Here is a 25,817-nt window from a genome sequence, read left to right as displayed (position 1 = left end):
GGAGGTCTCGCGCATGATGTCATCCTCTTTTTATACTCGGAACAATCCATAACCAGCAAGCGGAACCACCGGGGCCGAATCTACCCGCAAACCCTCCGAGCGTCCATGAAACGCGACATCAACAAGCCATTGCGTAAAGCTTGCGACGTCCATGGACGTCAGCTCCTCCAAGGTGAAGAAGCCGGCAGCATCCACCTCTACTTGATCCGGAACAGGCTCTCCGCTCACAAATTCCATTTCAAATGCCACATAAAGATTATGTATGCTTCTAGGTTGGTCACGCAGGGCCACTACGTTTTTGACAACAGCCTGCACGCCGCATTCTTCGAAAACTTCTCTTTGCACCGTATCTTGTATCGCCTCAAGCTGCTCAATGTAACCGCCCGGATTAGTCCATTTCCCTTTTCCCGGCTCCTGTGCTCTGCGAACGAGCAAAATTTTGTCGTCCTTGACGACAAGCGCTCCGACACCAATACTGTAATTGCCCCAATGAACGAAGCTGCAGCTGCTGCATGCTCTTCTCATCGTCCCGTCTACATCGCGGGTTTCAAGCTCATCACCGCATGCCATGCAAAATTTAGCTTCCACCTGTTTCACCTCTGTATTAAGCGTTTGTCTCATCAGATTATACGAATTATTTCATCCGCTGCATAGAGCATAAACGTTCCATTACGATGATCATGAAGCATTCCGCTCGAATGCTTCTTTGGCATGGTTTGAAAACCAGCTTCACGTGCAGGTATAATGCCCATATGAGCATTCACACAGGAGGAATACGTTTATGCGCTTTGTAAGCAATAACGGCATTACCGATCCGTCACTTAATTTGGCATTAGAGGAATATATATTGCGTTCATTACCTGACGACGATGATTATCTGCTTTTCTATATTAATGAGCCGTCCATAATCATTGGTAAAAATCAGAACACCGTTGAAGAAATTAATGCGGAATACGTGGAGAGCAGCGGGATTCACGTCGTTCGGAGGCTATCGGGGGGCGGGGCCGTCTATCATGATTTAGGCAACTTGAATTTTAGCTTTATTATGAAGGACGACGGAAAATCCTTTCATAACTTCAAGAAATTCACCGAGCCCGTAGTCCGCGCGCTTCAAGAGCTCGGCGTCGATGCCGAAATGACAGGCCGCAATGATCTTCAGGTCGGCGAGCGAAAAATATCCGGCAACGCACAGTTTTCGACGCGGGGCAAGATGTTCAGCCACGGAACGCTGCTGTTTGATTCCGAGATTGAGAATGTCGTATCCGCGCTCAAGGTCAACGCCGAGAAGTACGTATCGAAATCAACGAAGTCCATTCGCAGCCGCGTTGCGAATATCGCTGAATTTTTGAAGGAACCTCTGACCATCGAGCAATTTCGGGAAAGGCTGCTTCAATCCATCTTCGGCCAGTCCGAAGAAATTCCGTTCTATGAGCTGACCAGGGAAGACTGGGCAAAGGTGCAGAAGCTTGCGAATGAGCGATACCGCAGCTGGGAATGGAACTATGGCCGGTCCCCTGCCTTTAACGTGCAGCAGAAGAAGCGGATCGAGGGTGCAGGAACATTTGATGTCCGTCTCCAGGTTGAAGAAGGGCTGATCGCCGGCGCTGCCATATACGGAGATTTCTTCGGACGTGGCGACAGCAATGAGGTTGCGCTTAAACTCATTGGTACACGCTATGAAGCCGCCGCGCTGAAGCAGCTGATCGCCGGCATTGATTTACCGTTTTATTTCGGCCCGGTAACGGAAGAAAATTGGCTGGAACTGCTTATCTAAATTTCGCTCAAACCCTTTTACTTCTTTATAAGCAATTTATTAAGTTCGGCTAGGGGAATGGGCTTGTGATAATAAAAGCCCTGCGCCTTGTCGCAGCCCAGACCCTTCAGCTGCTCGCATTGCTCCAGCGTTTCCACGCCTTCGGCTACAACCTGCTTCCGCAGGTCATTTCCCATGGATACAATCGTCTTCACAATCGAAAGCCCGTCTTTGTACGCGTCCATGTCATTAATAAAAGAACGGTCGATTTTTATAATAGCGATCGGCAGCTGTCTCAAGACGCTTAACGAAGAATAGCCCGTGCCAAAATCATCTATTGCGATGTGAATGCCTAACGCAACAAGCTCATTCAACATTTTTCTAGCTACATTCAAATTGTTGACGACCATACTCTCGGTTATTTCCAAGCATAAACGATCAGGCACCAAGCCGCTTGAGCGTAAAATATGCTGCACCTTGTTCACGAAATCCGGCTGCATGAACTGTCTTGAGGAGACATTGACCGACAGCATTAATCATCCCAGCCTTGCTCCTACGCCACTGAAAAATTTCTGACTGTTTTCCATTAAAAGCAACAGTGAAATTACTAATGTAATCGCGATGTTCCGAATATATACCTCGAATAATTATTCCGTATTGCTCATTTACAAATTGTATAACTTTGTCTTCATGTAGCGGCGGTGTTTGATTGAAAAACAGTATGCAAGTGGCAAGAATGACTTTTAACATCGGGGCCCTCCAGGAACATTTTGAGGTTAATTTCCCCTGTTTTGATACAAAAAAACCGCCGATTGGTGGCTATCGAAATATGATAAAAGGGAACACAGCAATTCGCTACCTATCCAACCTTTGGTTAAACGAATTCTCCAATTGGTTCAATGAAAACAGGGAGCAGCTGCCGCGGCAAAACTAACGTGCCCGTTGTTTAAAGCATTCTATAGGTGTGTGAATTTACTAATTTTTCTATTTCAATTATTCTTTCCGTCCCTGAATTCTGAAATTCAGCATCTCTAAATAGTGAGAATTATACATAATGCCAAGAACGTTACCAAATGGATCTGTAACGGAAGCCGTGATGAATCCCTTTCCGCGGTGTACGAGTGTCCATAGACTGTTCTTTCGTCCGGCAGTTCTAGCAACGTTCATCGAAAACATCGAACACGGTGTGCTTCTTCTTTTTGTGCTTCGGATTATGATGGTCATTATCGCTTCCGTGATGCCCGTGTGATTGAGGTACGGCCGCAACAATTCTGCTAACTCAGTGGTGCTGGCTTCTCATTCACAGCTCTTCCAGTGTTACACGTAAAAAATTTAAAAACTTAACACTAATATTAACCGTTCGAGATGACGATATAGGGAGTATCACTAACTGGAGGCTCTACATAAATATGAACAAAAAATCCAAGTTTAATCGCAGCGCTATTTTGACGTTCTTATTGGCATTTGTCGTTACAACCGTTTTTGTCCCAATCGGTAAAGTTAGAGGTGAAGACACTATGCTAAAGACAGGAAACTATATTCATAGCCCTGTTCCGAACGCAGGGAACTCTCCCGACTGGAACGAGTCTGGGGTTATATCCTCGGCGGACGGCGTCTTGTTCGACGGTACCCCGGCTTACGCAGGCTGGATGGGTAGCGCAACCTCTCACTCAACCGTAAACGTAGTAATTGATCTGTTGAAGGACTACCCTTTGCACCAGATCCGCGTGGTCTTGAATTCACCCAACAAATATTGGGGATTTAAGGACATTACCGTAAAGTACCGTCCCGAGTCGGCGACGGGTTATTACATTGCAACCAGACACGTAAGAACGGGTACCGACTTAAACTATTCGGTAACCGTTCCGATGTCAGACAAGACGGCCAGATTTATCGTACTGAACATTAGACGTACCCAAGCCTATCAACATATTCCGCTGACGGAAGTTGAGATTTATAGCGGTATCGGTACGGGCGTTGAATTGCAAAAGCCGAGTCCCGCTCTTACCGCGGAAGAATTGAAAGCTGAATTAAAGAAGGAGGCCCTGCTGGCGGACAAGTTCGGTCAATGGATGAACGAAACCTGGCCCGGAAAGGTTACAACCGACGCTCAGTTGCGGATGGAATATGCCAGTGAGGCCGCTGCCTTGGCGAACGTTTCGCTGGATCCCACAAGTTATGATCAATATGGAGGCATGAAAAGCTTAGGAAAGCAAGCTAGCACCGGGTATTTCAGGCTTCAAACAATTAACGGAAAATGGTGGTTTATTACGCCGGACGGATATCCCTTTATTGTTAAAGGAGTGGATGCGACAAGTTTGTGGGAGTCCGGATATAAGACGCCGATCCTGAAACCGGAAGGCACCCTCAAGCAAATTTTTGAGGAATTGCCCGATCGTACCGCTTACGCTCCCGCCTACACCAGAGATGCGGGCGGCGAATACGTCAGTTTCATCGTCGCCAATGTCATGAAAAAATACGGAAGCGGATTTGAGTCGAAATGGGAGGATATTACGAAGAAGCGTTTGATCCAGTGGGGCTTTAACACCTTCAGTAAGTGGACCAAACCGAAAAACATAACATTTCCGTACATTCAATCGCTGCAAGACCCCTCGAATTTGAGAAGGATACAATGGACGTACGACGTTTTTGATCCGCAGAGCGGGCCCATCATCGAGAACGCGCTGAAGGCACAGCTTCAAAATGCGAGATACAGCAAGTGGTTGATCGGCTATACCTACGATAATGAAGCGGGTTGGAATGCCGATATCGTCAAACAGGTGCTGACTTATTCTTCGTCCTCACCGGCGAAAAGCGCATTCGTTGATTTTCTTGCGCCAAGATATAATGGCAACCTCGCCGCGGTCAATCAGGTTCTGGGCACGAACGCTGCATCGTTTGACGCTTTGAAGGATATCCCGGTCGAAATCGCCAAAGTTCCCGCGGCCGATGTATCGGAATATATCAGGCTGGCATCCAGAACTTACCATTCCTTGATCAGGGACATTATTAAAAAATACGATCCGAACCATCTCTTCCTGGGCACGTCTATCGTTCCTACCTGGCGAACCAGCTTGGATTGGGATCATGCGGCCATGGATTTTGTAGACGTCTTTTCCGTTGACAGCTATTCAAGGAACGCGAGCTGGATTTCCAGATACGAAGGTTACGGAAAACCCCTATTGAATCTGGAGCATTCATTCGGCTCGTCCGAACGCGGTCTTTCCTATATCAGTGCGGCTACGGTGACAACAAGCATAAAGGAAAGAGGATTGGCATACCAAGCTTTTGCGGAAAGCCAGGCCGCGCATCCGCTGTTTGTCGGCTCAGGCTGGTATTCCTACTATGATCAGCCGGTTACCGGGCGTCCGGACGGCGAGAGCTACAACGTTGGCCTGGTCAATCAGCAGGATCAGCCGTATGCGGATATGGTCAACATCATGAAGACGGCACATGCCGGATTAGAAAGTGTTCACCTTAACGGGGCTTCCCGTTGAAAATTCCTTCTCCAGTCAGGATAGAAGCCGAGATTTACAGTTCGTAAATGGGGATTGCGACCCAGACTTTCTCGGAATCCGGGACAGGGCTGAAAATCGATTCGTTTAAAATTATCACTAGGAAGATTTCAGGAGTTCTTCTTGGTAACACAGCTTCGAGTAAACCAAATAGTTCTTCTATTTGAAGTTAATTCAAGCCCAATTTGGAGAACAGTAGAAATACCAGGAATGATGCTATTTGGAATAGCGGTTGTAATTAACGCCGTCGATACTTGCATAAATCTCGACCTGCTTCAAGCCGCTTTCCACGGAAAATTCGGACCAAACCTGCAGGGCGGATACCCTATATACGTCCTGCAGGTCATAAACAAGCGTTCCGTAAGCTGCACCTGATTGACTGGCCGTTGGAATGACAGCGGTTACAGATCCATCCGTCATTTTTGAACCTTCGCCAGGATCTGCAGCGACAAGCTCGGAATACGTTGAATAAAGCCCTTCTTGCTGCCAAACATATATAGCTCCGGTTTCGATAAACGGTGTATCGTTCGGGAACAAAACGCCTCGTGTATTTCCGCTTAGCAGTTTTCGCGCATCCGATTCCGATTCGGCCGCATGCGTAATGATGGCATCAGTCGGCACAATAACTATGGATTGAACGAACAATAACATTGCGATAATAATAGAACCTATCTTGATTTGTTGTTTCATCTCAGAACTCCCTTCCCGCATATAATTGTCCTGACTCAATACTCCGTTCGATTCAAGTACAAAGACATCCCGCTATCTCACACCCCCGTCCCGATTCCTTATGTCATCGGATGTTGAAATTAACCTTATCAAAAGCAAATAAAACCTCAATAGACAGTTTTTGCTGGGCATGTCATTTCTTGCGATCCCTACGCAGGACGAATAGGATTGAGCGTCTTCCACACTAGCATCTTAAAAGATGTAACCTAATCCGTTAATAGGTCACTTCCCCGAATGGGAAAAAAATATGCCGGGCGAAGAGAACTCTTTTGTTCTCTTGTCCGACATGTTTTTTTCCCTGCGAATTCCGTCAATTAACCGAAGACACACTCACTTTATGGTCAGAATAAATGAATATGGGGGCGCCCGTAAGCGTCACATTGACAGCTCCTGCACTCGCTTCCAGGCTCTTATAGCTTCCGTCAATCCCCACCGCCGTTACAGCTGCATCGGCAGTCGAGAGGGTTGCGATTTTGGCCGTGGTGTTTGCTGTCGTCCAGCTGGCATCCCATAAAGCTGTGATGTACCTGTTTTTGGTTTCGTCCCAGAATCTATAGCCATAATAAGGATTGCTGATATTCGATACCTTACCTAAGTATTGGCTGTCCTTGAGCACCCTGGCTTAGTTCAATCATTTTTCATGTACATAATTTAAAACTTGATTTATATCATTAGTTTGTAGGACAATTCCCTCTTTATTTAGCAAAACGAACAAAGGATGTTTCTTGATATTTAGTGCTTTTACATAATCCTTTTCATATTCAACATCAACAAATTGGGTTTTCCTTATATCTAATTTCTTTTGAGTTTCTTCTGCGTTAACGAATTCAAGTAAGTCCTTCGAAAGTTTATCCTTTACTTGTGAAGACATAAATTTACTAAATACATACAGGCTATGTTTCCCTTCTTCAGGAAGCATTTCATTAATAACTTTTTCTTTATCAATTGAGCACCCACTCTACAAAAAAACTGCCATCAAGAATAACAAAAAAATTTTGGACATTTGATAAGTCCCCCTTAAAATTACCCATACAGCTTTTTAGACGTAAGGGACTCCATAAAGTTCCACCTTATGATGCTTAAACAATTTAGCAGTTATTACAATTAACCTGCCCGATAGTTCAGCAGGCTGCCGAACGGTTTCGGATGTTCGAAGAGGGGGAGGGACCTCATGAAGGAAAGGCTTCTGGAGGCCCGAGGATCTGCTTCCGGCCTTATCAACAAATCGCGGGTGCAAAGAAGGCCGCGGGGAGACCCCGCGGCCGGCCATTAAGCTTCCGTCAACATCTTCAGTGATTGTCATATTTGATGCTCACATAGACGAAAACCTTCTTATCCCGACTATAATCATTGCCCGTATGCCCCTTAACTCTCCACTCTGCTCTGTAACCTCCGGGCACCTCGGTAGCACTGTACTCGGTACCATTTGTGAGTAACGTCGTATCTTCCGGCAATCGGTTACCCTCGCCCACGGTCTCCAGACTGAGGTCATAATCTTCCCCTTCCGGGGAAACCATGGAGACCTTAACGACTCCATGGAAACCTTCAGGGGGGCTCCAAGATCCGCTCAACTCTTGTCCTGGGGACGATATGTACCCATAATACAACGAATACTCATAATTGGATCCGCCGGTTTGATAAGTTTTGGAATCGGAAAGCTGGAGTTGGTTCGGATCAACCTGATACAATGAACCGCCGTCAATCCGGTACCATATGCCATCCTGGTAGTGCAACTCTCCCGGACCACTGAAAGAATACAAGAGTTTGCCCTCTTGGGCGGAATAAAGGTAAGTTGTGTCTTTGAACGTGAACGCTACCGTGCCGTCCGGTCCCAACTGCTTGATGGAGAGAGGCACGCCGGTCAACTGCCACCATTTAGGGGCTGTATAAGCTTGTTTTGTCTCGCCTTCCGGCGACCGGACTTTCAAGGTCCAACGAGCTATTTCCTTGTTATACTCCTTATAGGCAATCCATCCGTTATTGATCTGGTACGATGTTCTCGGGTCGGTATTATAATAATCTGCACTATCAATAGGGTTCAAGGCTATCTTGGTAACCTGGCCATCGGCGCTGCGAACTTGGAGCGACCACTTAGAATAACCTTCATATTCCGTGTATGCGTTGTAGAGTATGTTTTTTCCGTCCGTCAAAGGCCCGTTGTATGTATTAGGGTATTCGGGCGAAGGCGGATTAAACGTCGTGAACGTATCGTCGGGGAGGTGGTAGCGAATGCCGTTAATAAACTCATAAACTACCGTTCCGTCAGCCGACAGATCAAATGAGTTCCTATTTTTAAAACTCGAATTTAGCAAAGATCGGGACTCTCTCGTCTTTACATTCACAACGTTGTGGCCAAATACCGCAAAATTCCCTTTTACTTCGTACGGTCTCGCCGTGTCCAATGTGTCCCAACTATTTTGAACCGCGCCGTCCTTCCAATAATGAGTCCCAGTGCCGGATATGGAATACACAACGCCGTCAGCGGATAACTTCGCAGTACTAATGGTACGATTGGACCCGTTGGCATCGTAAACTTTTACTTGGCTTTTATCAGCACGGTTGTACATCCAGAGCGATTTATCGCCGGTCTCTTTCCAAATAATACGACTTTGGTCAAAGTCGAGAATGGTTCCGTTAAACCGGTAAAGCAGCGTTTCTGCTTCTGGTACCGGATTATTTGCAGCAGTAGTGACCGTCTCTTCTTTTTTCACACTTTGGTTGCCATCGGCATCGACGGCGATCAGTGAAAAGAGGTAGGACGAATTTGGAGACAGCCCCTTCACTTCATAGCTGATCACGTCCCCGTTCAGGGTAGCCAGCAGCGTGTTGTCTTGGTATACCAAGTACTTGTCTATACTCGTCTCATCCGTGGCGTGCTGCCAATTCAGTTGTACGCTGTTATAGGTCACATCGGTAACCGTCAGCACGTCGTACTCAGGCCACTGTGGGGCTTCAGGATTGGCAACTTGTACGGGAGTATAACGGTTTATCGTGGTTCCATCGCCGAGTTGGCCTAACGAATTATTCCCCCACGCCCAAACAGTTCCGTCGCTTTTCACCGCCAAACTATGCGAACCATCATTCGTCGCGATGGCGTACACCGAATCGAGCTCGGATACTTGAACGGGGGAAGAACTGCTGGTCGTGCTTCCATCGCCCAGTTGGCCAGAATAATTATGGCCCCACGTCCAGACGGTTCCATCGCTTTTGAGCGCCAAAGTATGCGAAGAGCCCGCAGCGATGTCGGTCACCGAACCGAGATTGGTTACCTGAACGGGAGTATAACGGGTTGTTGTGCTTCCATCGCCGAGTTCGCCAGAAGAATTATCTCCCCACGCCCAGACGGTTCCATCGCTTTTCACCGCCAAACTATGCGAATAACCCGCCGCGATGGCTACCACCGAACTGAGACCCTCTACTTGAACAGGAGTATGACGGTAGTTGGTTGTGTAGGGTCCATCGTAGAAGGTCAAGCCGCCGGGCACCCCGTTTTGGCCTGATTCATTGATTCCCCACGCCCAGACGGTTCCGTCGCTTTTAAGCGCCAAACTATGGAGATGACCCGCAGCAACGTCGACCACCGAGCCGAGACCCTGTACTTGAACAGGAGTATTACGGTCTGTCCTGCTTCCATCGCCCAATTCACCGTAGATATTCCGCCCCCACGCCCATACCGTTCCATCGCTTTTTACCGCCAAATTATGATAATGCCCTGAAGCAATGGCGACCACGGAGCTAAGATCGCTTACCTGAACGGGGGAATATTTGCTGCCCATTCCCCACACCGATCCCCACGCCCAGACGGTTCCGTCGCTTTTGAGTGCCAAACTATGTGAATCACCCGCCGCGATTTCGGACACCGAATCGAGACCCTGCACTTGAACCGGAGTAAAATGATGGTCTGTCGTAGTTCCATCGCCCAGTTGACCATATTCATTGTTTCCCCACGCCCAGACGGTTCCGTTCTGTTTTAGATCGAGAGTATGACCCGTTCCTCCTGCAACCATCGTTACACCCGAATTCAAACTCTCTGCTACCACCGGGGAACCGGACTCTGCTGCTGCCTGAAAGGGCAGAAGCAGCGTCAGCAGCAAAAATCCACAAACTAAAAGCATAAACCGTGGTCTCATCAATCTTCACTCCATTATTTTTTCCTTAAATCTACCATATTACCAAAATCTATGAATGTGCTCATTGCACTATTACAAAACAAATCTACCAAAAATATCAACACAAACATCGGTATATTTGCATTGAATGAACTCGATATGGACGGAAATAGAAAGAGGTTTATGTTTTTTTGACAATATTCGAGAGGACATGAGTCGTGGGTAATCAGACAATCCACATTCGTCATAGCGTTATCTGCCTGTAAGTAAAATTTCCGATTCAAGCGTTTTTGTTCTTGAGAACTTGATATAACTTTGCTTTAGATACTCCGGTCTGCTCGGTTATTTCTTTTATGGTATATTTCCGACTGTCATACAGAAGCAACGCCATTTCAACTTTGCTCTTATCCAATGGCGGTCTTCCTCCTTTTCTACCTCGAGCCGAGCGGCTTGTAAGCCGGCCTGGGTTCTTTCTCGAATTGTCTCTGCCTCCATTTCAGCTAAACCTGCCATAATAGCGAAAAAAAGCTTGCCTGCCGGCGTGCTGGTATCTACTCCCAGTGTGATGTTAATAGACGATTTAATAGACTGAAACAATGATCATTTTGGGGTATTTTAAGTTGATGTTTATAAAGTCTAAAAAACGATCGTTTTTTAGACAGTTGCCCACCACACCTAAGCTAACATTGAGTATGTATAACTAAAACGTAGATTAGGATGAGGCCATTCAAATCTTGGTTGTTTTTGTTATGGTCGATTTCATTACCGGGCTTACGAAGGCGGACTTGCAATGAAAAGTCAACAGCGATATTGGTTGCGGGGTATTGCGCGGAAGGTTCTTATTTTCGTTTGGTCGCGCATTTCGGGAATATGAGGGCGTGGCTCCCGCAACGTCGATACCTTTATCGAGCTGGACGATCGGACCAATATTGCGAACCGGTGGGAGCTGATTATTTCATTCCGTTCATATCAATGCGGGCGGCAGCGGTGTATCCGGTTTTAGAATGGTGGTATAGGGCCGGATACACGTGACGCCTAAAATGTCATTCCCTCCGAAATCTACCGGTCAACCTACGCGGGTATTATCGACTGGGGAAGAAACTGGTCATTTTTGCGGCCGGAGAACCTCTTTATCGATAACGCGAGGGATGCCAGATATTTGAAAAATTCTGATTTCTTGGAGAAGATTGCCCTCGACACGTCAATGGCTTGGTGAAAGCCTTCGGTATCAAAGCCAAGAAGATTCCAGTTCCGGTGGTTACGCAGCCGCCGTTCTCGGATGACAGTTGACCATTGGGCAGCTGAAGCCATTGAATGGGGACAATAAAAAACACGTTTCCCCCAAACCTCGACTCACTTCACGGCTATATCCACAATCGATTAAATCATCTTTAGTTCCCTCTCATAAAGATACTAAGGTTACAACCCTCTCCCAGTCTTAACCATAAGTTCATTTCCTGTAAGTTCAATAGAAAGAATTTTCAATACAAAAGGTAGCAAGCATTCGCTTGCTACTGATTAAATCAGCCTCCCCTCGCCCGCCCCTACATTATCGGTGAACTGTTTACAGTCGCAGTTTTTAGATCTATTATGCTTGACGCATAGCGAAGCCGGAGCCAGAATGGATCGTGCGTGATGGACACAGGTCACCTTATCCCGATAGGCTGAAAAAAAAATATAATCAGCCTAAATGTGCGATGTACAGAATGGCTCGGCCGTCACGCATTGGGGAACGGCTCCCAGGAGTTGTTTCTGCCACGCCGCATTTCTACGGCTCGCTTACTTATGGGAACATGCCCCGGATTGGTTACGGTCCCTATAGACCGATCCGCCACCACAGCTTTTTCAGCGACTTCTTCCACAGCTCCTCCGTTTTTACGCCTTGAAACAATAAGGTATTTCCCTTTACGAGTAAGAGGAAAAAATAGACGAGCAGCGGAGCGGAAGCAATGCTTATGCTCAGCGTTCGAGAGATTCGGTGATAGCTTCTCGCTGCCGTAAGATGGAACAATACGCTGGCTCCCGCAGAAGCCATGGACGCCGGATAGACCAGATAAGCAGCAATAATCAACGTGTACTCTGTGGTTAACAGCTGCTGAAGATATTGAAAGAAAATCATTAGCGCGAGCAAACAGGTCGTGAGCGATGCAAGGCGATTCTCGACATGTACCGCATTTCTCCTTATGCATTAATTATCGCTCATACGATGTCGCCACCTCGCTTGTATGTATGAAAAAGGATAGACGCATTCACCAGGAAATTCTATTTTTACCATTACGTTTGGCCGAATAAAGCGCCTCATCCGCTAATTGAAATAGGATATCGCGGCTCTCATTTGCTTGGTGTTTATGACAGCCAATGCTTATGGTCACCTTACGCCCTTCCATTTCCGGAAACTGAAGCTGCTCCGTTTCGGCCCGCAGCCGATCTAAGCATTCGACAACCGCTTTTGCATTCATCCTCGTGAAAATAATCGTAAATTCCTCTCCGCCATAGCGTGACGGCGAGCCGCCCTCCTGTGTGCGGTCCCTTATCAGCTTACCTACTTTGCGCAGTACGGTATCCCCGACAGCGTGGCCATACGTATCATTAACCGATTTAAAATTATCAATATCAATAATCGCAAGATACAGAGGACGCTCCTCTTCATCGGCAAGCATGATCCTCAGCCGCTCTTGGAATGTCTTATGGTTTGCCAACCCGGTAAGCGCATCCAGGCTTGATGCTTCTTGGACGGCTTGCTGCAGTATGCGATGCTTCTTCTCATTCCGGAAGGCATGCTTCTCGTCCCTCATCATTTGCAGCCCGCGGTTCACAATACCCAGCACGGCAAGCGTGACGATAATGAGGAATGAAAAACCTACAGCCTTCTGGTAGATGGGAACCCCGTAGCGGTAATCCGGCACAAGGTTCAGAACAAACAGATAGGTTATCATCGCTATAAAGCAAGAGAATAAAACCTTTCCATAGTTAAAGTGTAAAATCGATACAAGAATCGGCAATATCATAACGATTTGCGTACCCTGAACCTCCGGTGGGGATAAGGCGAGCGTAATCGCGCCAAAGCAGGAACCCAGCATAATAATGATGTAATCCTGGAGCCTGCTTTTTAATCGGTATATTATTTCGGCGGCAAGCAGCGTCCCGAGGATCAGGATGTTTCTAACAACGACTTGCTTCTCAAAAAATGACTGTGTATGGCTGGACTCATCGTTCGAGACCACGGCCCATGTCGTCAAAACCGCTAGTGCGGATACCAGGCTTATCGCCCAGTAAGCCCGTCTCATTAACTTGTTCCAGCTTGATAGATGATCAGGAGCATTGAGTAATTTCCGCAGCACTCTCATCCCTCCTTCTAATCGGAGAGACGACCTGATTTTTGCCGGCACGCTTCGCTTCGTACAAATAACCGTCTGCCAGCTTAAACAAGGTTTCTTTCCCAAGCTCGGTCGTATACTCCGCCATTCCGATGCTAATCGTCACGCTCTCATGATCAAGCTCCGGAAAGACGGTCATTGCCAGCCGCTCTCGGATCCGCTCTAGCAATTCGTGGCTCTGCTTGATTGTTTTTCCCGTTAATAACAGAACAAACTCTTCCCCGCCATACCTGGCCGCTACATCCTCGCTGGAAATCGATGACTTTAGAAGCAACGCCGTTTCCTGCAGCACGATGTCTCCGACATGATGCCCAAATCTATCATTTATGCTTTTAAAATTATCAATATCAAGCGCGGCGAGCTGCAGCGGCATAGCATAAGCATCATGCTGGCGGGTGAGTGCGGTTAGGTATTCCTGATATGTAATATGATTGTATAGATTCGTTAAATGATCGTATTTGGAGGCATTTTGGGTGGCAATAGAATCTACGAATGCGTCCATTTCGGAGCTTACAGCCCGCTCCAGTGATTGCTGCAGTTCATTTCCGCGCTTCAAAATGGCAAAGCCAATGACACCGCTTCCGGAAATCATGCCGGTTACGGTTATTAAATCATATAGATTAACTTGATCCTTTAGCGAGTCAATAAAGCATAGAAGAACGAAATAGCTTTCGAGGGTCAGCAGCATCGAGAACCATAAGCGCTTCTTGCTGAAATAAAACAAAGAGACAATGATTGGAATATCGAGACTCATATAAAGCCCATTAATATCTTCCCCGAAGGCAAACATAATCACCAGCGCAAACGCGTAACCCATCGTTATTAACACATAATCGAAATATTGCTTCATATAGCGAATTAACCCTTCAGCCAGCAAGAGAGCGATAAACAATCAGGCTGCTGCCTTCAAATACCCGGAAGGAACCAGCGGGCCTTTTGACCAAGAAAAAAGGACGATTACGCAGAGATTTCTCTGTTTAACCGTCCTTGTTCCTATTCTTCTATATGATTCCGCTTAAAAAAGCGATTAATCCTCCAAGAAAAACTGCATGGTCATGTCTGAAAAACCAGGCAAATCCTCATGTCCGAAATCCGGATAAATCTCCATGCGTTTCGCGGCAGTTATTTTATTGTAAACCGCGAACTGCGTGGATGGCGGGCAGATCGTATCCATTAAGCCCGTTCCAAACAATACCTCCCCGCGAATACGCGATGCCAAGAATTGAATGTCGATGTAACCGAGCTTCGTGAAAATCTCCTCTTCCCGCTTATGCTGCGGATCAAAATGCCGGAAGAAGGTGCGCAGCTCCGCATAGGCGTCCTTAGCCAAATCCATTTGCCATACGCGGCGGTAATCGCTCAAAAATGGAAAAACGGGCGCAAGCTTCTTAATTTTCGGCTCAAGCGCCGCACAGGCCAGCGTTAAAGCTCCGCCCTGTGAGCCTCCCATTGCCATCACACGCTCCGGATCAACCTCAGGCATTTGCATGGCAATGCCTGCAAGCTGCGCAGTATCAAGGAAGATATGCCGGAATAATAGCTGGTCGGGATGATCATTCAAACCGCGAATAATATGCCCTTGCTGCGTAGTCCCTTTGACGCCGCCAGTGTCCTCCGAGTAGCCGCCCTGACCGCGGCAATCCAGTGAAAAGAAGGAATAGCCCAGCGCGGCATACCCCAGCTTATCCTGCCACTGGCCGGAATGGCCCGAGTAACCGTGAAACTGCAATACCGCAGGATGCGGCCACGCTACGTTTTTGGGTTTTATGTATTTTGCGTGGATACGCGCGCCGCGTACTCCTGTAAAGTATAAATCAAAGCACTCCGCATAAGGTACCTGAAAGCTGCTTGGCACCAGCTCGATTTGGGGGTCTACCGCTCTCATCTCAGCAAGCGCTCTCTCCCAGTATGCATCGAAGTCAGCTGGGCGCGGACTTATTCCCTCATAGCTACTTAATTGCTCCAAAGACATGTCAACTAACGGCATTTCAACTACCTCCTATGAATGTCGAACAATAATGGGCTCTGCTTTCGCGTTTGAAAGCGTTATTATTATTTTAAACGAAAGCTGGCATAATGGAATAGCAAATTGCAGGCTTTCTCACCAAAACAAGCGTAAACGGCTGGCGCCAACCTTAACGGCAAAAGCTCGTTTCGCGGTGAAATACAAGCATCGTATAAGGTCCAAATTTATACTTTCTTAAACAAGCGTAAACGGCTGACGCCGTCCTTAGCGGCAGAAGCTCGTTTCGCGGTGAAATATAAGCATCGTATAAGGTTAAAATTTATACTTTCTTATATTTTAAAAAAAGCCGCAGGCTTCACCTTTCAGCGAAGTGCGGGCTATCTCATTGGTTCAGAGCTTTAAAGCTTGTCATCATTTCGTTGTATTTCGGCCTTTGACTGCGCTGCCGCCTTTAAATGCAGTGCTGCCTTTCGTCATGTTGGCGCTTCTAGCGTTTGCCGTATTACCGGCGTCGGTTTTGCCCTTTTCGCCCTTTTCGCCCTTTTCGCCCTCAGCGCCTTTAGCGCCTTGGTTTCTGCCAAATACCTTCTTCGCTAACTTCTTCTTTTCCCCCGCTTGCCAGCGGTTCCAACCCTTCTTGTCCGTTCCTCTTCCCGTTCCGCCCTTACCTTTTGTGCTGCTCATATCATCACTCCATCATGTCTTCTATCCGAGTTAAACTTCATAAAATGCAGCTAAAGCATCTATCAGAATCTTGATCCTCGTTATCATTACTTATCAGTATACCATTAAACTACCGCTTGGATTCTTTAGACGGCTTATAATTTTGAAATACTTCCCACTGCGGTACATGGAATTTCCCGTTACTGCACAGACAGCGACAAAAAAAAGGATCCTAAATGTGGTTAAAACTAAACGCTCATTAGTTTTAATCACATTTAGGATCCTTGCAATATTTTCTCATCAGCTACATAGACTCTCAATAAGCATGAACCGTATTACTCATTATTTTACATACAATGCTTTTATGACGCTCAGCCCTTATAATCATTGCTTTTAAAGCAGCCAGTGTTTCTCTTGCATGCACCAAATAGTGCTCATCACCAAAAAGCATGTACAGTCGCATATAATCATTATATTCATCCAGCCATTCATTGAAGTAAGAAGAGGTCATTCCCATCACTCCCTTAATTCGATTATAAATCACGAACATTAATCTTTTATGAGAATTCTATGAACAAAAGTTAAAACAATCTAGCAGATTGGTTACTTGAAGTATATTTCCAAATTTTCAGAATATTCCCGAAATAGTTTACACACCCTTAATAATCGCCTGCTATGATGTGGGTAATCTAACTGGAATGGGGGCATGCGCAATGGGAGCAATCGTTTTGGTCATTCTCATCCTTTTCGTCATCCTAGCAGCCGTTAAAGCGATTACAACACCAGTTGACCGCAAAAGGAACAGTCATCACGGCGGTGATTCATCAGCTGGAGATTGCAGCAGTGACAGCGGAGGAGATTCGAGCTGCGGCGGAGGCGGTGATTAACCGCGAATCCGTCTATCTATTCTCCTACCTCTATTAAATAGGAAAAAAGAATAAATATAAATAGAAATTTCAGAAGTAAATGTTTCCTATTTTATTACATAGAGTGCTTAAGATTTGAAAGTATGGGAATTCGTCTCTTTTTCTTGCGAATCCATATTGACCATAAACGTTATTCGTATGTATTATGAAGCTGCAGATGAAATGATGGTATTGGAGGCTTACGGATGACACTTATCGATCAAAAAGCAGTTGTTTTGTTTCAAGGTGACAGTATTACCGATGCTGGTCGCAATCGAAATGACGGAGCAAGCTTAGGTTCGGGCTACGCAAACCTGGTAACGGCATTGTTCACGAGCAAGTATCCTGAGAAGCAGGCCTCCTTCCTCAATCGGGGCATATCCGGTGACCGTGTCGTAGATCTTGAGCGGAGATGGGAAGAGGATTGTCTGGCTTTGAAGCCTGCCTGGCTGTCGATCTATGTTGGCATTAATGATACTTGGCGCCGTTATGACAGCAATAATCCATTGACTACCGAGGAATATTACACGACATACCGCCGCTTGCTCACGAGTGCAAAGGAACATCTGAACGCTAAGCTTATTTTGATCGAACCCTTTGTACTGCCCGTAAATAACAGCCAAAAGCAATGGCGCGAGGATCTAGACCCGAAAATTCAAGCGGTTCGCGAACTTGCAGGAGAGTTCAAAACGCTGTACGTGCCGCTCGACGGCTTATTCGCTCAGGCAGCGACACAGACGGGCCCTGCATACTGGGCTCCCGACGGCGTTCATCCATCGCCTGCCGGCGCAGCACTCATTGCCGATGCGTGGCTGAAAGCTGTTAAGGCTTAATAAAAGCCAAACTAGCTCTATACACCGAATAGGAGCTGTCTTAAAAGGTACAATACCTTGAAAGACAGCTCCTATTCTTTTAGGAATAAATCCCCTTATTGGTCAGCGGGGTAACGCAAGCCCCATTGCTTCCTGATTGTATCGAGTGTTGTCATGATCTCAAGCGTCTCATCTAATGGAATAACCGTGCTCTCGAGTCTTCCCTCGCGGAGCGCGTTCATCGCTTCTTCGGCTTCGAATGCATAACCCTCGGCTTCACGTTCATCCACGAGTGATTCAGCATCCGTATTGTTCACATGAAGACTAGCTGATTTGCCAAACAAGAAGTTCGGAGCGTGAATATATCCTTTTGTACCGTAAATGTAAGCATCGTTGACCATCCCCAGCTGTACCGCTCCATTCAGCGCCGCGGTACGTCCGCCCTCATATTCAAACAACAGCGAGAATTGCTCGTCTACGCCTGTTTCGCCAATTCGGGCACTGCTCATAATTTTTGCCGGAGCCTCGCCATAAATTAAAGAAGCAAAGGAAACGGGATAAATACCCGCATCCAGCAGCGCTCCGCCGCCAAGAGCGGGATCAAGCAGACGGCTCTGCGGCGCCCAGCCGATATCGAAGCCAAAGTCGGCTTTGACCAATCTTACCTCGCCAATTTTATCATCCGCGATCCATTCCATTATTTTACGAATCGGCGGCAGGAACCGCGTCCACATCGCTTCCATAAGGAAGACTTTCTTTTCCCGGGCTAAATCAATGATTTCCTTCGCTTCAGCCGCGTTCATCGTGAACGGCTTCTCGCAAAGCACAGCTTTGCCGGCGCGCAATAAAGCCAGTACATTTTCTTTATGTATCGGATGCAAGGTTCCTACATATACAATATCTACATCAGCGTCTTGAGCAAGTTCGTCCACGCTGCCGTAGGCGCGGGGAATGTTAAACTCTTTAGCAAACTGCTCTGATTTCTCCAAGCTTCTTCCGCCTACGGCAACGAGCTCTGCACCTGCGGCAAAAGCCAAATCTTTAGCAAACTTTGATGAAATCCAGCCTGGGCCCAAAATTCCCCATTTAATCGTTTGTAGAGACATTACTCCATTCACTCCTCAGAATAAAATAATAAAATTATGCAGATTACAACTTTCAGTTCAGATGCCTTTCGCAACTACGGGGAATGTTTGGACTTCCGGCCGCTGTTGTCTCCAGATTTCTTTTATTATACCGCTCACACGGTTGAAATCTGGAGACAAAGGCGGACGCTATCGCTCCTCCAGTTCCAAACTTCCCCTTCGTTTCTTATGCTCTGTTAATGAAACTATATCTTTTCTATCCTTAATTATACAGTTGATCTTAGCAAGAAAGCGAATTCATTATATGTATAGGCCGTTATGCAAGCATGCCAATTCTAGCTTTGAGCGCCGCCGGCCCACTTGAGGGCATGCTTAATGGCTGTTTGGTATTCCCGCTGCTGCAGCACGGGCAGAAAATGTCCTGGCGTAAGCGCGCATACCCGGCCTTTGCCCTGATCTCTCTGCCAGCCTGCCGGCTGCGTGCCGTGCTCCGACTCGGAAGTCATAAATACCTTAATGCGGTCTTCTATAACCTCCATGAAATAATGCTCGTCATGCATAGAGAAACCTTCTTGCTCTTCTGCGAGCCCAAATGCCTTATCCGTATAGGCAATTTTCACAGGACATGCCTCCGGATGATGCTGGAACACGCCCCCTACAAGCTCGAAAAATACAGGCTGATCCCGATAGCCTACCGTACCTGCATGCAAAACGAGCAGTCCCTTTCCGCCCTCGACATAGCGGTGGAACTGCTGTTGAATTTCCTCGGTCAGCCATGGCGTTTTATCCGAGGCCGAAATTTGATTGGATTTGGCAAGCACAATAACATCCTGCTGACCCATCCACGCAAGCGACCACTCCGAAGCATGATGGATATAATGAAAGCTAAATCCAAGCTCGCTTAGAGGCTCCAACCCTTCTTTAATGAGCGTTCCCGGGTGCCAATAATCATCGCAAATCACGCCAACCTTCATCATTTTCTTTTCCTCGCTTCTACAGTTGTGTTTCTTCAAATTATAAACGTTTTCAAGGCATATAGCTTCCCTTAAAAACAATTACTATTCCTCTTACCGATGCGTTGCTTTGGCAAAAACGATAAAGAAAACCATGATTTCGCCCAGGATGACATGAGGAGAGGCTGTCATAAAAAAATTCAAGGCAAACAACGCGCCAAGCAATCCCGTTAACGAAAGAACCATGCTAAGCTTTGGCTTAAGATGCTCGAAACGATAAGCATACAGGACGAACATAACCGACCCGAAATATAGCAGCACGGATCCGAAGACAAAGCCAAGCATAAAGAAATATTCGAGCTGGTTCAGAAACAAGAGCTGAATGGAAGCCGCAATCATGCTTAGCGACAAATAGATGAACAGATGCCCGTACATGATGGTCTGACCTGCCGTCCGTTTTGCTTTATCCACATTCTTCTCCACGTTCTCGAAATACTGCCACCATATGCCTATAACCAATACAAACGCCATCGCGGCAAACAGAATGGAGGATCCCGTTAATTCAGCGGATTGCAGCACCGAAAGCATGCTGATTACGGATTCACCAAGCAAAATCAGCGTAAAAAGCGCAAATCTCTCTAACAGATGAGCCGTATGCACAGGCGTTTTCACCAAATGCTTTCTTCCGATCAAAGGAACGAGGATATCGACGGCAATACCTGCATACAAAATAGCATAGCGAATCCACGAATCAAAGAAGAGAGAGAAAGCAGAGATAATAATGCCGAGCCAGAAATAGGTTCCAAAGAAACGAGCAGTGTCCTTCCTGTTGGATACTTCTACTTTTTGAGTGATCACATATTGCACGACGGTCAACACTCTAGAGCCGATATAGCCGACAAAGAAAGGAATATAATAAGCATCAAAATCCACGTTTAAGCTGGCTGTCATAATTAAGACAAAAAACAATTGGAGGATCATGAATACCCGATGCGAGGAAAGGTCACGGCCAAAACGATTGTTATATACCGTTTGACCGACCCACGCCCACCAGATCGGAATGAAAATGAGAATGAATTTGGACAAATGCTCCAATGAAATAGTCCCATGCTCGACATGCAATAATACATGCGTAGCTTTCGAGATTGCGGCCACAAACAACAAATCATAGAACAGTTCCAGCCAGGTTACCTTTTTTTCATGCATCAGTTCACGGGCTCCTCCCAGAGATTGCGCAGGGACAATGTCTCAATGAACATTGCTGCCTGCGCGCCATAATCTTTAATTTAAATATCTTAAATTAAAGATAATAAATTTATTGAATTGTGTCAACTCTTTTATAGAAAAAAAAGCCAGACGCAAGACTGCATCTGACTTTTCCCAATGACCGAGCCGCTCCTGCCGCTTCGGTTATAGATATTGCTGTAAATTGCGGAAGCTGATCGCCAAGCTTTCAAACGGATCGCGTCTGCATACATCCTGCTCCACAACGTACCATTCCACGCCTATTTCCCGGCATGCGGCAATGATTGCTTTGAAATTCAAATTGCCTTCGCCGATCTCCGCGAATACCTGCTGGTAATCCACGATTTCCAAATCCTTGAGATGGACAACCCCCATACGGCCCTTCACCTGTTGGATAGCATCTACCGGATTTACCCCGCCGACATGCACCCAGTAGGTATCGAGCTCGAAGCCTACGGCTGCCGGATCCGTTTCCTCCTGCAAAATAGCCATGCCGGTTCTGCCCTCGAACTTTTGGTATTCGAACTGATGATTATGATAAATAAACTGCAAATCATGCTCCTTGAGCTTTTGCCCGATCTCCGTTGCCGTCTTGGCAAAGCTTAAATAACCCTCCGCGCTGCCGCGGTTCTCGTCCGGCAGGCTTCCAAGCCCAACATATTTGCAATCCCAAAGCTTATGCTTCTTAACCGTGTTATCAAAATCATTAACCAGCGAATCCAGACTGACATGCGTCGCGCAGATCCGAAGTCCCGCCGCGTCCGCTAATTCTTTTACTTTCTCCGAAGCAATGGGGCCGATGCCTGATACCTGCACCGCTTGATAACCTATCTCCTTCACTTTGCGCAGCGACTGCTCCAAATCCGCTTCCGTCTTGCAGTATTCCCGCAATGTGTACAGCTGTACAGCAATATTCGATAAATTCATGCCTTCGCCGCCTTCGTAATTTAATAGGATTGGCTTACCTTTTCATAGGTTTATTGTAGCATTACAGCTGAAAGCGCTACTTTACTGAGGTTAACCAACCATAGGCCGCCACTTGATTATAATTGACCAAAGTGGGTTTAAACGCCAAACAGCGCAAGCGGAGACGCACACTATCGTGCATGAAGCTCTCCCCTTGCGCTGCATCGCTTAAATCATTATTAACCTTCGATCAGCTTCTTGTAGGCATCCATTTGTTTCTGAAGCTCGGCAAGCACTTTGTCGTAGCCAGCAGTTTTCAGCTTGCTGCGGAATTGCTCGACAGCCTGCGCCGGATCGCCTGCTTTGCCGTACGTAATCGCAGGGCCCATCTCGCCCGTTACTTGCGTAATCGCTGTAAGCTCGGCCTCAACCGGTGTTTTATCAAACACGAATTGGCCATAAGGATAAGGCTTTTTGATTTTGTCGTATTCCGCGTACAATGTTTCTTCCAACTGATCCCATGTCGTTATGCTAGGGATTTCAAATTTGTCGACGCGGCCGCCCCAGAAGTCAGCGTAGAAAGCATCCTTAGCTTCGTCATAGCCTTCAGGCTGCAAGCGTTTGCCGTCTTTCACTTCGTATTGAACGCCTTCCAGACCGTAATTGATCAGGTGATAAATTTCCTCGTCATTGCGGATGAGATCATAAGCCATAAGTGCACGTTCAGGGTTTTTGCTGTGCGCTCCGACGGAGGTTCCGCCATGCGTGATGGAAAGCTCAGTCAAATTGTTGCCGCCCGTGCGGTTAAATGGGAACATTTGCAGCTCGGAGCCCGCTTGATCCTTATCCATCTGCACGCGCAGTCCGCCGAAGGTTTGAGTATGATGCTGATCAAGGCCTGACAAGCCGGCACGCAGTGCAGAGCGGTTATCATTCTTATTATTCAGCACATCCTCGCGCCAGTAGCCTTTATCCGCCCAATCCTTCATCAGCGTAGCGAAATTCAGGAACGTATCTTCGAACACCGGACTAACTACCGTAAATTTCTCATCATAGGATTTCGTCGTGAATACCGGCAAATAACCGGTTGAGATCGGAAGCTCCAGATGATCCGTGTAGGACTGTGCATAGCCTCCAAAAGTGCTTGTTGATGCAACCGCATCCCATGGAACGACGCCTTCTTTGTTATCCTTTACGAACTGGAGGTATTGGCCGATGCCTTCCCAATCCTTGATCGGATCGGTAATGCCCGCTTCCTTCGCCCAGTCGCCGCGGTAGAAGAAGCCGTGGTTAACCCATTGCGTGTAATCGTTTTCCGGAATCAGTACGATATTGCCGTTATACTTGCTCTCTGCCCAGTCCTCCTCAGGAATAGAGCTCCATGTCTGCGGCGCATATTCCGGCAGCAAATCATCCAGGTTCATAAATGCGCCGCGCTGCGCATTGCCCCAAGTATCCAGCCAGTCGGTCCCGATCGTAATCAGGTCGACCGCTTCGCCGGACGCCAGCAGCAGGTTGTATTTGGTTTGCCAATCTGCCCACTCCACCCATTTCCACTCGAGCTCGGCATTGATTTTTTCTTTCATTTTTTTGTTAACTTCAGCTAAAACCTTCTCGAACTGCCCGTTTTTCGGCTTGTCGCCCAGTACAACGTAGCTGACTTTGACGAACTTGGACGTATCCGCCCCTTTGTTTCCATCCGCCGTATTTGTGCTGCCGTTATTGCCTGTTCCGGCATTTTTACCGCCTTCGTTTTTCTCCCCGTTATTACCTGAGCAAGCTGCAAGACTGATGATCATCATCATGGCAATCAGCAAGGCGGAAACCTTCTTGAAACCCATCATCGCACTTCTCCCCTTTGTTTTCATAAATCGGGCATTGCCCGTTATGTGAAGTGGCCTTTTTAGCGGCCCTCGGCACATCAGCCTTTTACAGCGCCAACCGTAATTCCTTTGATGAAATAACGCTGCACGAATGGGTAAAACAGAATGACCGGTCCGGTCGCTACGACCGCGGTAGCCATCTTCATGGATTCCAGCGGCATATCCCGAAGCTGCACATTGGACGCTGCCGAGGAATTGCGGATAAAGTCGGCGCTCGTCACCACGTTATACAAGAACAGCTGGAGCGGACGGTACTTCATATCCGGCGAGAGGAACAGCATCGAGTTGTACCATTCGTTCCAGTACCCCAGTGCGATAAACAGACCGATTGTAGCAAGAGCCGGCGTCGTCATAGGCAGAATGAGCTTTAGGAAAATCGTAAAATCGCCTGCTCCGTCGATTTTGGCGGATTCGGTAATCGCATGCGGGATGGAGCGAACGAAGCTTTTCATCATAATAATAAGAAACGGGCTAAGCAGTCCCGGCAGCAGCACGGCCAAATAGTTGTCTTTTAGCGACAAATACTGCGTCATGAGCAGGTAAAACGGAACAAGCCCGCCTGAGAACAGCGTCGTAAAATAAATGAAAAAGGAAATGCCGTTCCGATAGCCAAAGTCCGGACGCTGCAGCGCGTAGCCGGTCATCGCTACGAGGAAGAGCCCAAAGGCCGTCCCTACTATCGTAATTCCCATAGTAACCAGGTAGGAGCCGATAATGAGATCAGGATTCTCAAATACGATTTTGTAAGCAAAGGAGCTAAAGTCGCGCGGCCAAAAATTGAAGCCGTATTTCTTGATCGTCCCCTCCGCCGTCAGCGAAGTGCCGAGAACGAGCAAGAAAGGTAATAGACAGCATAGCGAAAAAAACGAGATGAACAAATATCCGAATACCTTTACAATTAAACCGCTTACGTCTGTACGAATGCTGCGTGATTCTTCCTTGTTTTCCATATCTGGCACCTCCTAAAATAACGAGTTATCGGGCGAAGTCTTTTTCACAAGCCAGTTCGCGGTCAAGACGACCACAAAACCGAATACGGATTGATAGAGGCTCACAGCGCTGCCGATCGAGAAGTTGAAGTTCGTCATTAGCGAGCGGAACACATACGTTTCAATAATATCGGTCGTCGGATACAAGGCCGTATTGTTGGCTCCAACAAGGTTGAAGAACAAACCGAAATTTCCTTTAAGAATGCCGCCGAGCGAGAACAGCATCAGAATGATGAAGGTTGGCTTCAGCCACGGAAGCACGATGTAAATGATGCGCTGGAACGCGTTCGCGCCGTCGATTTCCGATGCCTCGATAATCTCATTATCGAGTCCCATGATTGCCGCGAAATAAACGATGGAGCCGTAACCGGTTGATTGCCAGAGGAAGGTCAACACGATAATAAATGGCCATATTTTGGGATCGGAGTACGTTTTTACAGGCTCCATGCCGAATGATTCCAGTATGCTGTTCAAAATCCCGTAATCGTAACTCAAAATGTTATAGGCGATCAGGCCGATAAGCACCGCCGATATGAAATGCGGTAGAAACATGAGCGTCTGCGTAACTTTTTTGAACCATTTGCGGCGGATCTCGTTCAGCAGTATGGCAACGAAAATTTGCAGCACGTTCCCCAAAACAATGAATACCAGATTGTAGGCCACCGTATTGAACGAAAGCCGCCATAGATCACCGTTAATAACGAGAAAACGAAAGTTATCGAAGGCAACGAACGGACTTTTGAAAATACCATCCGAGTAATTGTAGTTAATAAACGCTAGATACAGGCCAGGCATCGGCAGGTATGCAAAGATGACAAAAAAGGCAATGGCCGGCAAGCACATGAGCAGAAGCGTTTTGTTGTTCCAGAAGCGTTTCATCTTGCCTCCGCTCATTCGTTGAAGCTTCCTCTGCGGCTCCCTTTCGAC

General features: G+C 47.0%; 25 protein-coding genes and 2 pseudogenes. 4 read left to right on the top strand and 23 right to left on the bottom strand.

Features of this window, described 5'->3' with window-relative positions:
• Window positions 1–30 precede the first annotated feature (30 nt).
• Entirely contained in the window at window positions 31–588 is a 558-nt protein-coding gene (locus RCO25_RS07500; protein WP_308995516.1) for an NUDIX domain-containing protein, read from the bottom strand.
• Window positions 589–781: 193 nt separating this feature from the next.
• On the opposite strand from RCO25_RS07500, the gene lplA reads away from it, so the two are divergent.
• Window positions 782–1,774 carry a lipoate--protein ligase gene (gene lplA, locus RCO25_RS07495; RefSeq protein ID WP_308995515.1) on the top strand — a complete coding sequence of 331 codons (993 nt, stop codon included), beginning with the start codon at window positions 782–784 and terminating at the stop codon, window positions 1,772–1,774.
• Window positions 1,775–1,791: 17 nt separating this feature from the next.
• Here the strand turns inward: lplA and RCO25_RS07490 are convergent, their stop codons facing one another.
• From RCO25_RS07490 to RCO25_RS07480, 3 genes and pseudogenes are all read right to left on the bottom strand, one after another.
• Window positions 1,792–2,238 (bottom strand): EAL domain-containing protein, encoded by a 447-nt coding sequence (locus tag RCO25_RS07490; RefSeq protein ID WP_308995514.1) that lies wholly within the window; start codon window positions 2,236–2,238, stop codon window positions 1,792–1,794.
• Window positions 2,192–2,503: a hypothetical protein gene (locus RCO25_RS07485; RefSeq protein ID WP_308995513.1), complete on the bottom strand. Its 312-nt coding sequence runs from the start codon at window positions 2,501–2,503 to the stop codon at window positions 2,192–2,194. Before RCO25_RS07485 ends, RCO25_RS07490 begins: the two co-directional genes overlap by 47 nt.
• A gap of 243 nt (window positions 2,504–2,746) precedes the next feature.
• Window positions 2,747–2,866 (bottom strand): annotated as a pseudogene (locus RCO25_RS07480) (VOC family protein); the annotation flags it as partial.
• A 296-nt stretch (window positions 2,867–3,162) separates the two neighbouring features.
• On the opposite strand from RCO25_RS07480, the gene RCO25_RS07475 reads away from it, so the two are divergent.
• Window positions 3,163–5,250: a hypothetical protein gene (locus RCO25_RS07475; RefSeq protein WP_308995512.1), complete on the top strand. Its 2,088-nt coding sequence runs from the start codon at window positions 3,163–3,165 to the stop codon at window positions 5,248–5,250.
• A 234-nt stretch (window positions 5,251–5,484) separates the two neighbouring features.
• Here the strand turns inward: RCO25_RS07475 and RCO25_RS07470 are convergent, their stop codons facing one another.
• From RCO25_RS07470 to RCO25_RS07425, 12 genes and pseudogenes are all read right to left on the bottom strand, one after another.
• Window positions 5,485–5,958, bottom strand: coding sequence for a hypothetical protein (locus tag RCO25_RS07470; RefSeq protein WP_308995511.1), 474 nt, complete (start codon window positions 5,956–5,958; stop codon window positions 5,485–5,487).
• A gap of 349 nt (window positions 5,959–6,307) precedes the next feature.
• Window positions 6,308–6,613 carry a hypothetical protein gene (locus tag RCO25_RS07465; protein WP_308995510.1) on the bottom strand — a complete coding sequence of 102 codons (306 nt, stop codon included), beginning with the start codon at window positions 6,611–6,613 and terminating at the stop codon, window positions 6,308–6,310.
• Window positions 6,614–6,628: 15 nt separating this feature from the next.
• Complete coding sequence (locus RCO25_RS07460; RefSeq protein ID WP_308995509.1) at window positions 6,629–6,916, bottom strand: hypothetical protein; 288 nt, start codon at window positions 6,914–6,916, stop codon at window positions 6,629–6,631.
• Window positions 6,917–7,286: 370 nt separating this feature from the next.
• Window positions 7,287–10,127, bottom strand: coding sequence for an RCC1 domain-containing protein (locus RCO25_RS07455; protein WP_308995508.1), 2,841 nt, complete (start codon window positions 10,125–10,127; stop codon window positions 7,287–7,289).
• 259 nt (window positions 10,128–10,386) lie between these two features.
• Window positions 10,387–10,518 carry a hypothetical protein gene (locus tag RCO25_RS34800; protein WP_200961625.1) on the bottom strand — a complete coding sequence of 44 codons (132 nt, stop codon included), beginning with the start codon at window positions 10,516–10,518 and terminating at the stop codon, window positions 10,387–10,389.
• On the bottom strand, window positions 10,458–10,703 hold the full coding sequence (locus RCO25_RS34795; protein WP_374992073.1) for a recombinase family protein: 246 nt from the start codon (window positions 10,701–10,703) through the stop codon (window positions 10,458–10,460). The genes RCO25_RS34800 and RCO25_RS34795 overlap by 61 nt, the downstream gene beginning before the upstream one ends.
• A 1,219-nt stretch (window positions 10,704–11,922) precedes the next feature.
• Window positions 11,923–12,225, bottom strand: coding sequence for a hypothetical protein (locus RCO25_RS07450; protein WP_308995507.1), 303 nt, complete (start codon window positions 12,223–12,225; stop codon window positions 11,923–11,925).
• 130 nt (window positions 12,226–12,355) lie between these two features.
• Window positions 12,356–13,447, bottom strand: a complete 1,092-nt coding sequence (locus tag RCO25_RS07445) for a GGDEF domain-containing protein (protein ID WP_308995506.1) — start codon at window positions 13,445–13,447, stop codon at window positions 12,356–12,358.
• Window positions 13,419–14,375: a GGDEF domain-containing protein gene (locus RCO25_RS07440; protein ID WP_308995505.1), complete on the bottom strand. Its 957-nt coding sequence runs from the start codon at window positions 14,373–14,375 to the stop codon at window positions 13,419–13,421. The genes RCO25_RS07445 and RCO25_RS07440 overlap by 29 nt, the downstream gene beginning before the upstream one ends.
• A 135-nt stretch (window positions 14,376–14,510) precedes the next feature.
• The gene (locus RCO25_RS07435; RefSeq protein WP_308995504.1) at window positions 14,511–15,470 is read right to left on the bottom strand and encodes an acetylxylan esterase; all 960 of its coding nucleotides are present in this window, start codon (window positions 15,468–15,470) and stop codon (window positions 14,511–14,513) included.
• A gap of 578 nt (window positions 15,471–16,048) precedes the next feature.
• Window positions 16,049–16,133 (bottom strand): annotated as a pseudogene (locus tag RCO25_RS07430) (DUF3934 family protein); the annotation flags it as partial.
• Between the two features lie 295 nt (window positions 16,134–16,428).
• Window positions 16,429–16,623, bottom strand: a complete 195-nt coding sequence (locus RCO25_RS07425; RefSeq protein WP_308995503.1) for a hypothetical protein — start codon at window positions 16,621–16,623, stop codon at window positions 16,429–16,431.
• Window positions 16,624–16,825: 202 nt separating this feature from the next.
• On the opposite strand from RCO25_RS07425, the gene RCO25_RS07420 reads away from it, so the two are divergent.
• The gene (locus RCO25_RS07420) at window positions 16,826–16,999 is read left to right on the top strand and encodes a hypothetical protein (RefSeq protein ID WP_308995502.1); all 174 of its coding nucleotides are present in this window, start codon (window positions 16,826–16,828) and stop codon (window positions 16,997–16,999) included.
• Window positions 17,000–17,223: 224 nt separating this feature from the next.
• A complete protein-coding gene (locus tag RCO25_RS07415; protein ID WP_308995501.1) occupies window positions 17,224–17,850 on the top strand; it encodes an SGNH/GDSL hydrolase family protein in 627 nt (208 codons plus the stop codon).
• Between the two features lie 95 nt (window positions 17,851–17,945).
• On the opposite strand, the gene RCO25_RS07410 is transcribed toward RCO25_RS07415, so the two are convergent.
• The 7 genes from RCO25_RS07410 to RCO25_RS07380 all read right to left on the bottom strand — a co-directional run bounded on the left by RCO25_RS07410 (window position 17,946) and on the right by RCO25_RS07380 (window position 25,784).
• Window positions 17,946–18,935, bottom strand: a complete 990-nt coding sequence (locus RCO25_RS07410) for a Gfo/Idh/MocA family protein (protein ID WP_308995500.1) — start codon at window positions 18,933–18,935, stop codon at window positions 17,946–17,948.
• Between the two features lie 314 nt (window positions 18,936–19,249).
• Window positions 19,250–19,891, bottom strand: a complete 642-nt coding sequence (locus RCO25_RS07405) for a ThuA domain-containing protein (RefSeq protein WP_308995499.1) — start codon at window positions 19,889–19,891, stop codon at window positions 19,250–19,252.
• Between the two features lie 90 nt (window positions 19,892–19,981).
• A complete protein-coding gene (locus tag RCO25_RS07400; RefSeq protein ID WP_308995498.1) occupies window positions 19,982–21,073 on the bottom strand; it encodes a low temperature requirement protein A in 1,092 nt (363 codons plus the stop codon).
• A gap of 204 nt (window positions 21,074–21,277) precedes the next feature.
• Window positions 21,278–22,039, bottom strand: a complete 762-nt coding sequence (locus tag RCO25_RS07395) for a sugar phosphate isomerase/epimerase family protein (RefSeq protein WP_308995497.1) — start codon at window positions 22,037–22,039, stop codon at window positions 21,278–21,280.
• Window positions 22,040–22,257: 218 nt separating this feature from the next.
• Window positions 22,258–23,862, bottom strand: coding sequence for a DUF3502 domain-containing protein (locus RCO25_RS07390; protein WP_308995496.1), 1,605 nt, complete (start codon window positions 23,860–23,862; stop codon window positions 22,258–22,260).
• A 77-nt stretch (window positions 23,863–23,939) separates the two neighbouring features.
• Entirely contained in the window at window positions 23,940–24,851 is a 912-nt protein-coding gene (locus tag RCO25_RS07385) for a carbohydrate ABC transporter permease (RefSeq protein ID WP_308995495.1), read from the bottom strand.
• Window positions 24,852–24,863: 12 nt separating this feature from the next.
• Window positions 24,864–25,784, bottom strand: coding sequence for an ABC transporter permease (locus RCO25_RS07380; protein ID WP_308995573.1), 921 nt, complete (start codon window positions 25,782–25,784; stop codon window positions 24,864–24,866).
• Between the last annotated feature and the right edge of the window lie 33 nt (window positions 25,785–25,817).

It is taken from the genome of Paenibacillus sp. LHD-38 (genome assembly GCF_031157315.1).
In the GTDB taxonomy this organism is placed as follows: domain Bacteria; phylum Bacillota; class Bacilli; order Paenibacillales; family Paenibacillaceae; genus Pristimantibacillus.
Note: the sequence above shows the minus strand (reverse complement) of the source record. Positions and strands in the feature narration are given on the sequence as shown.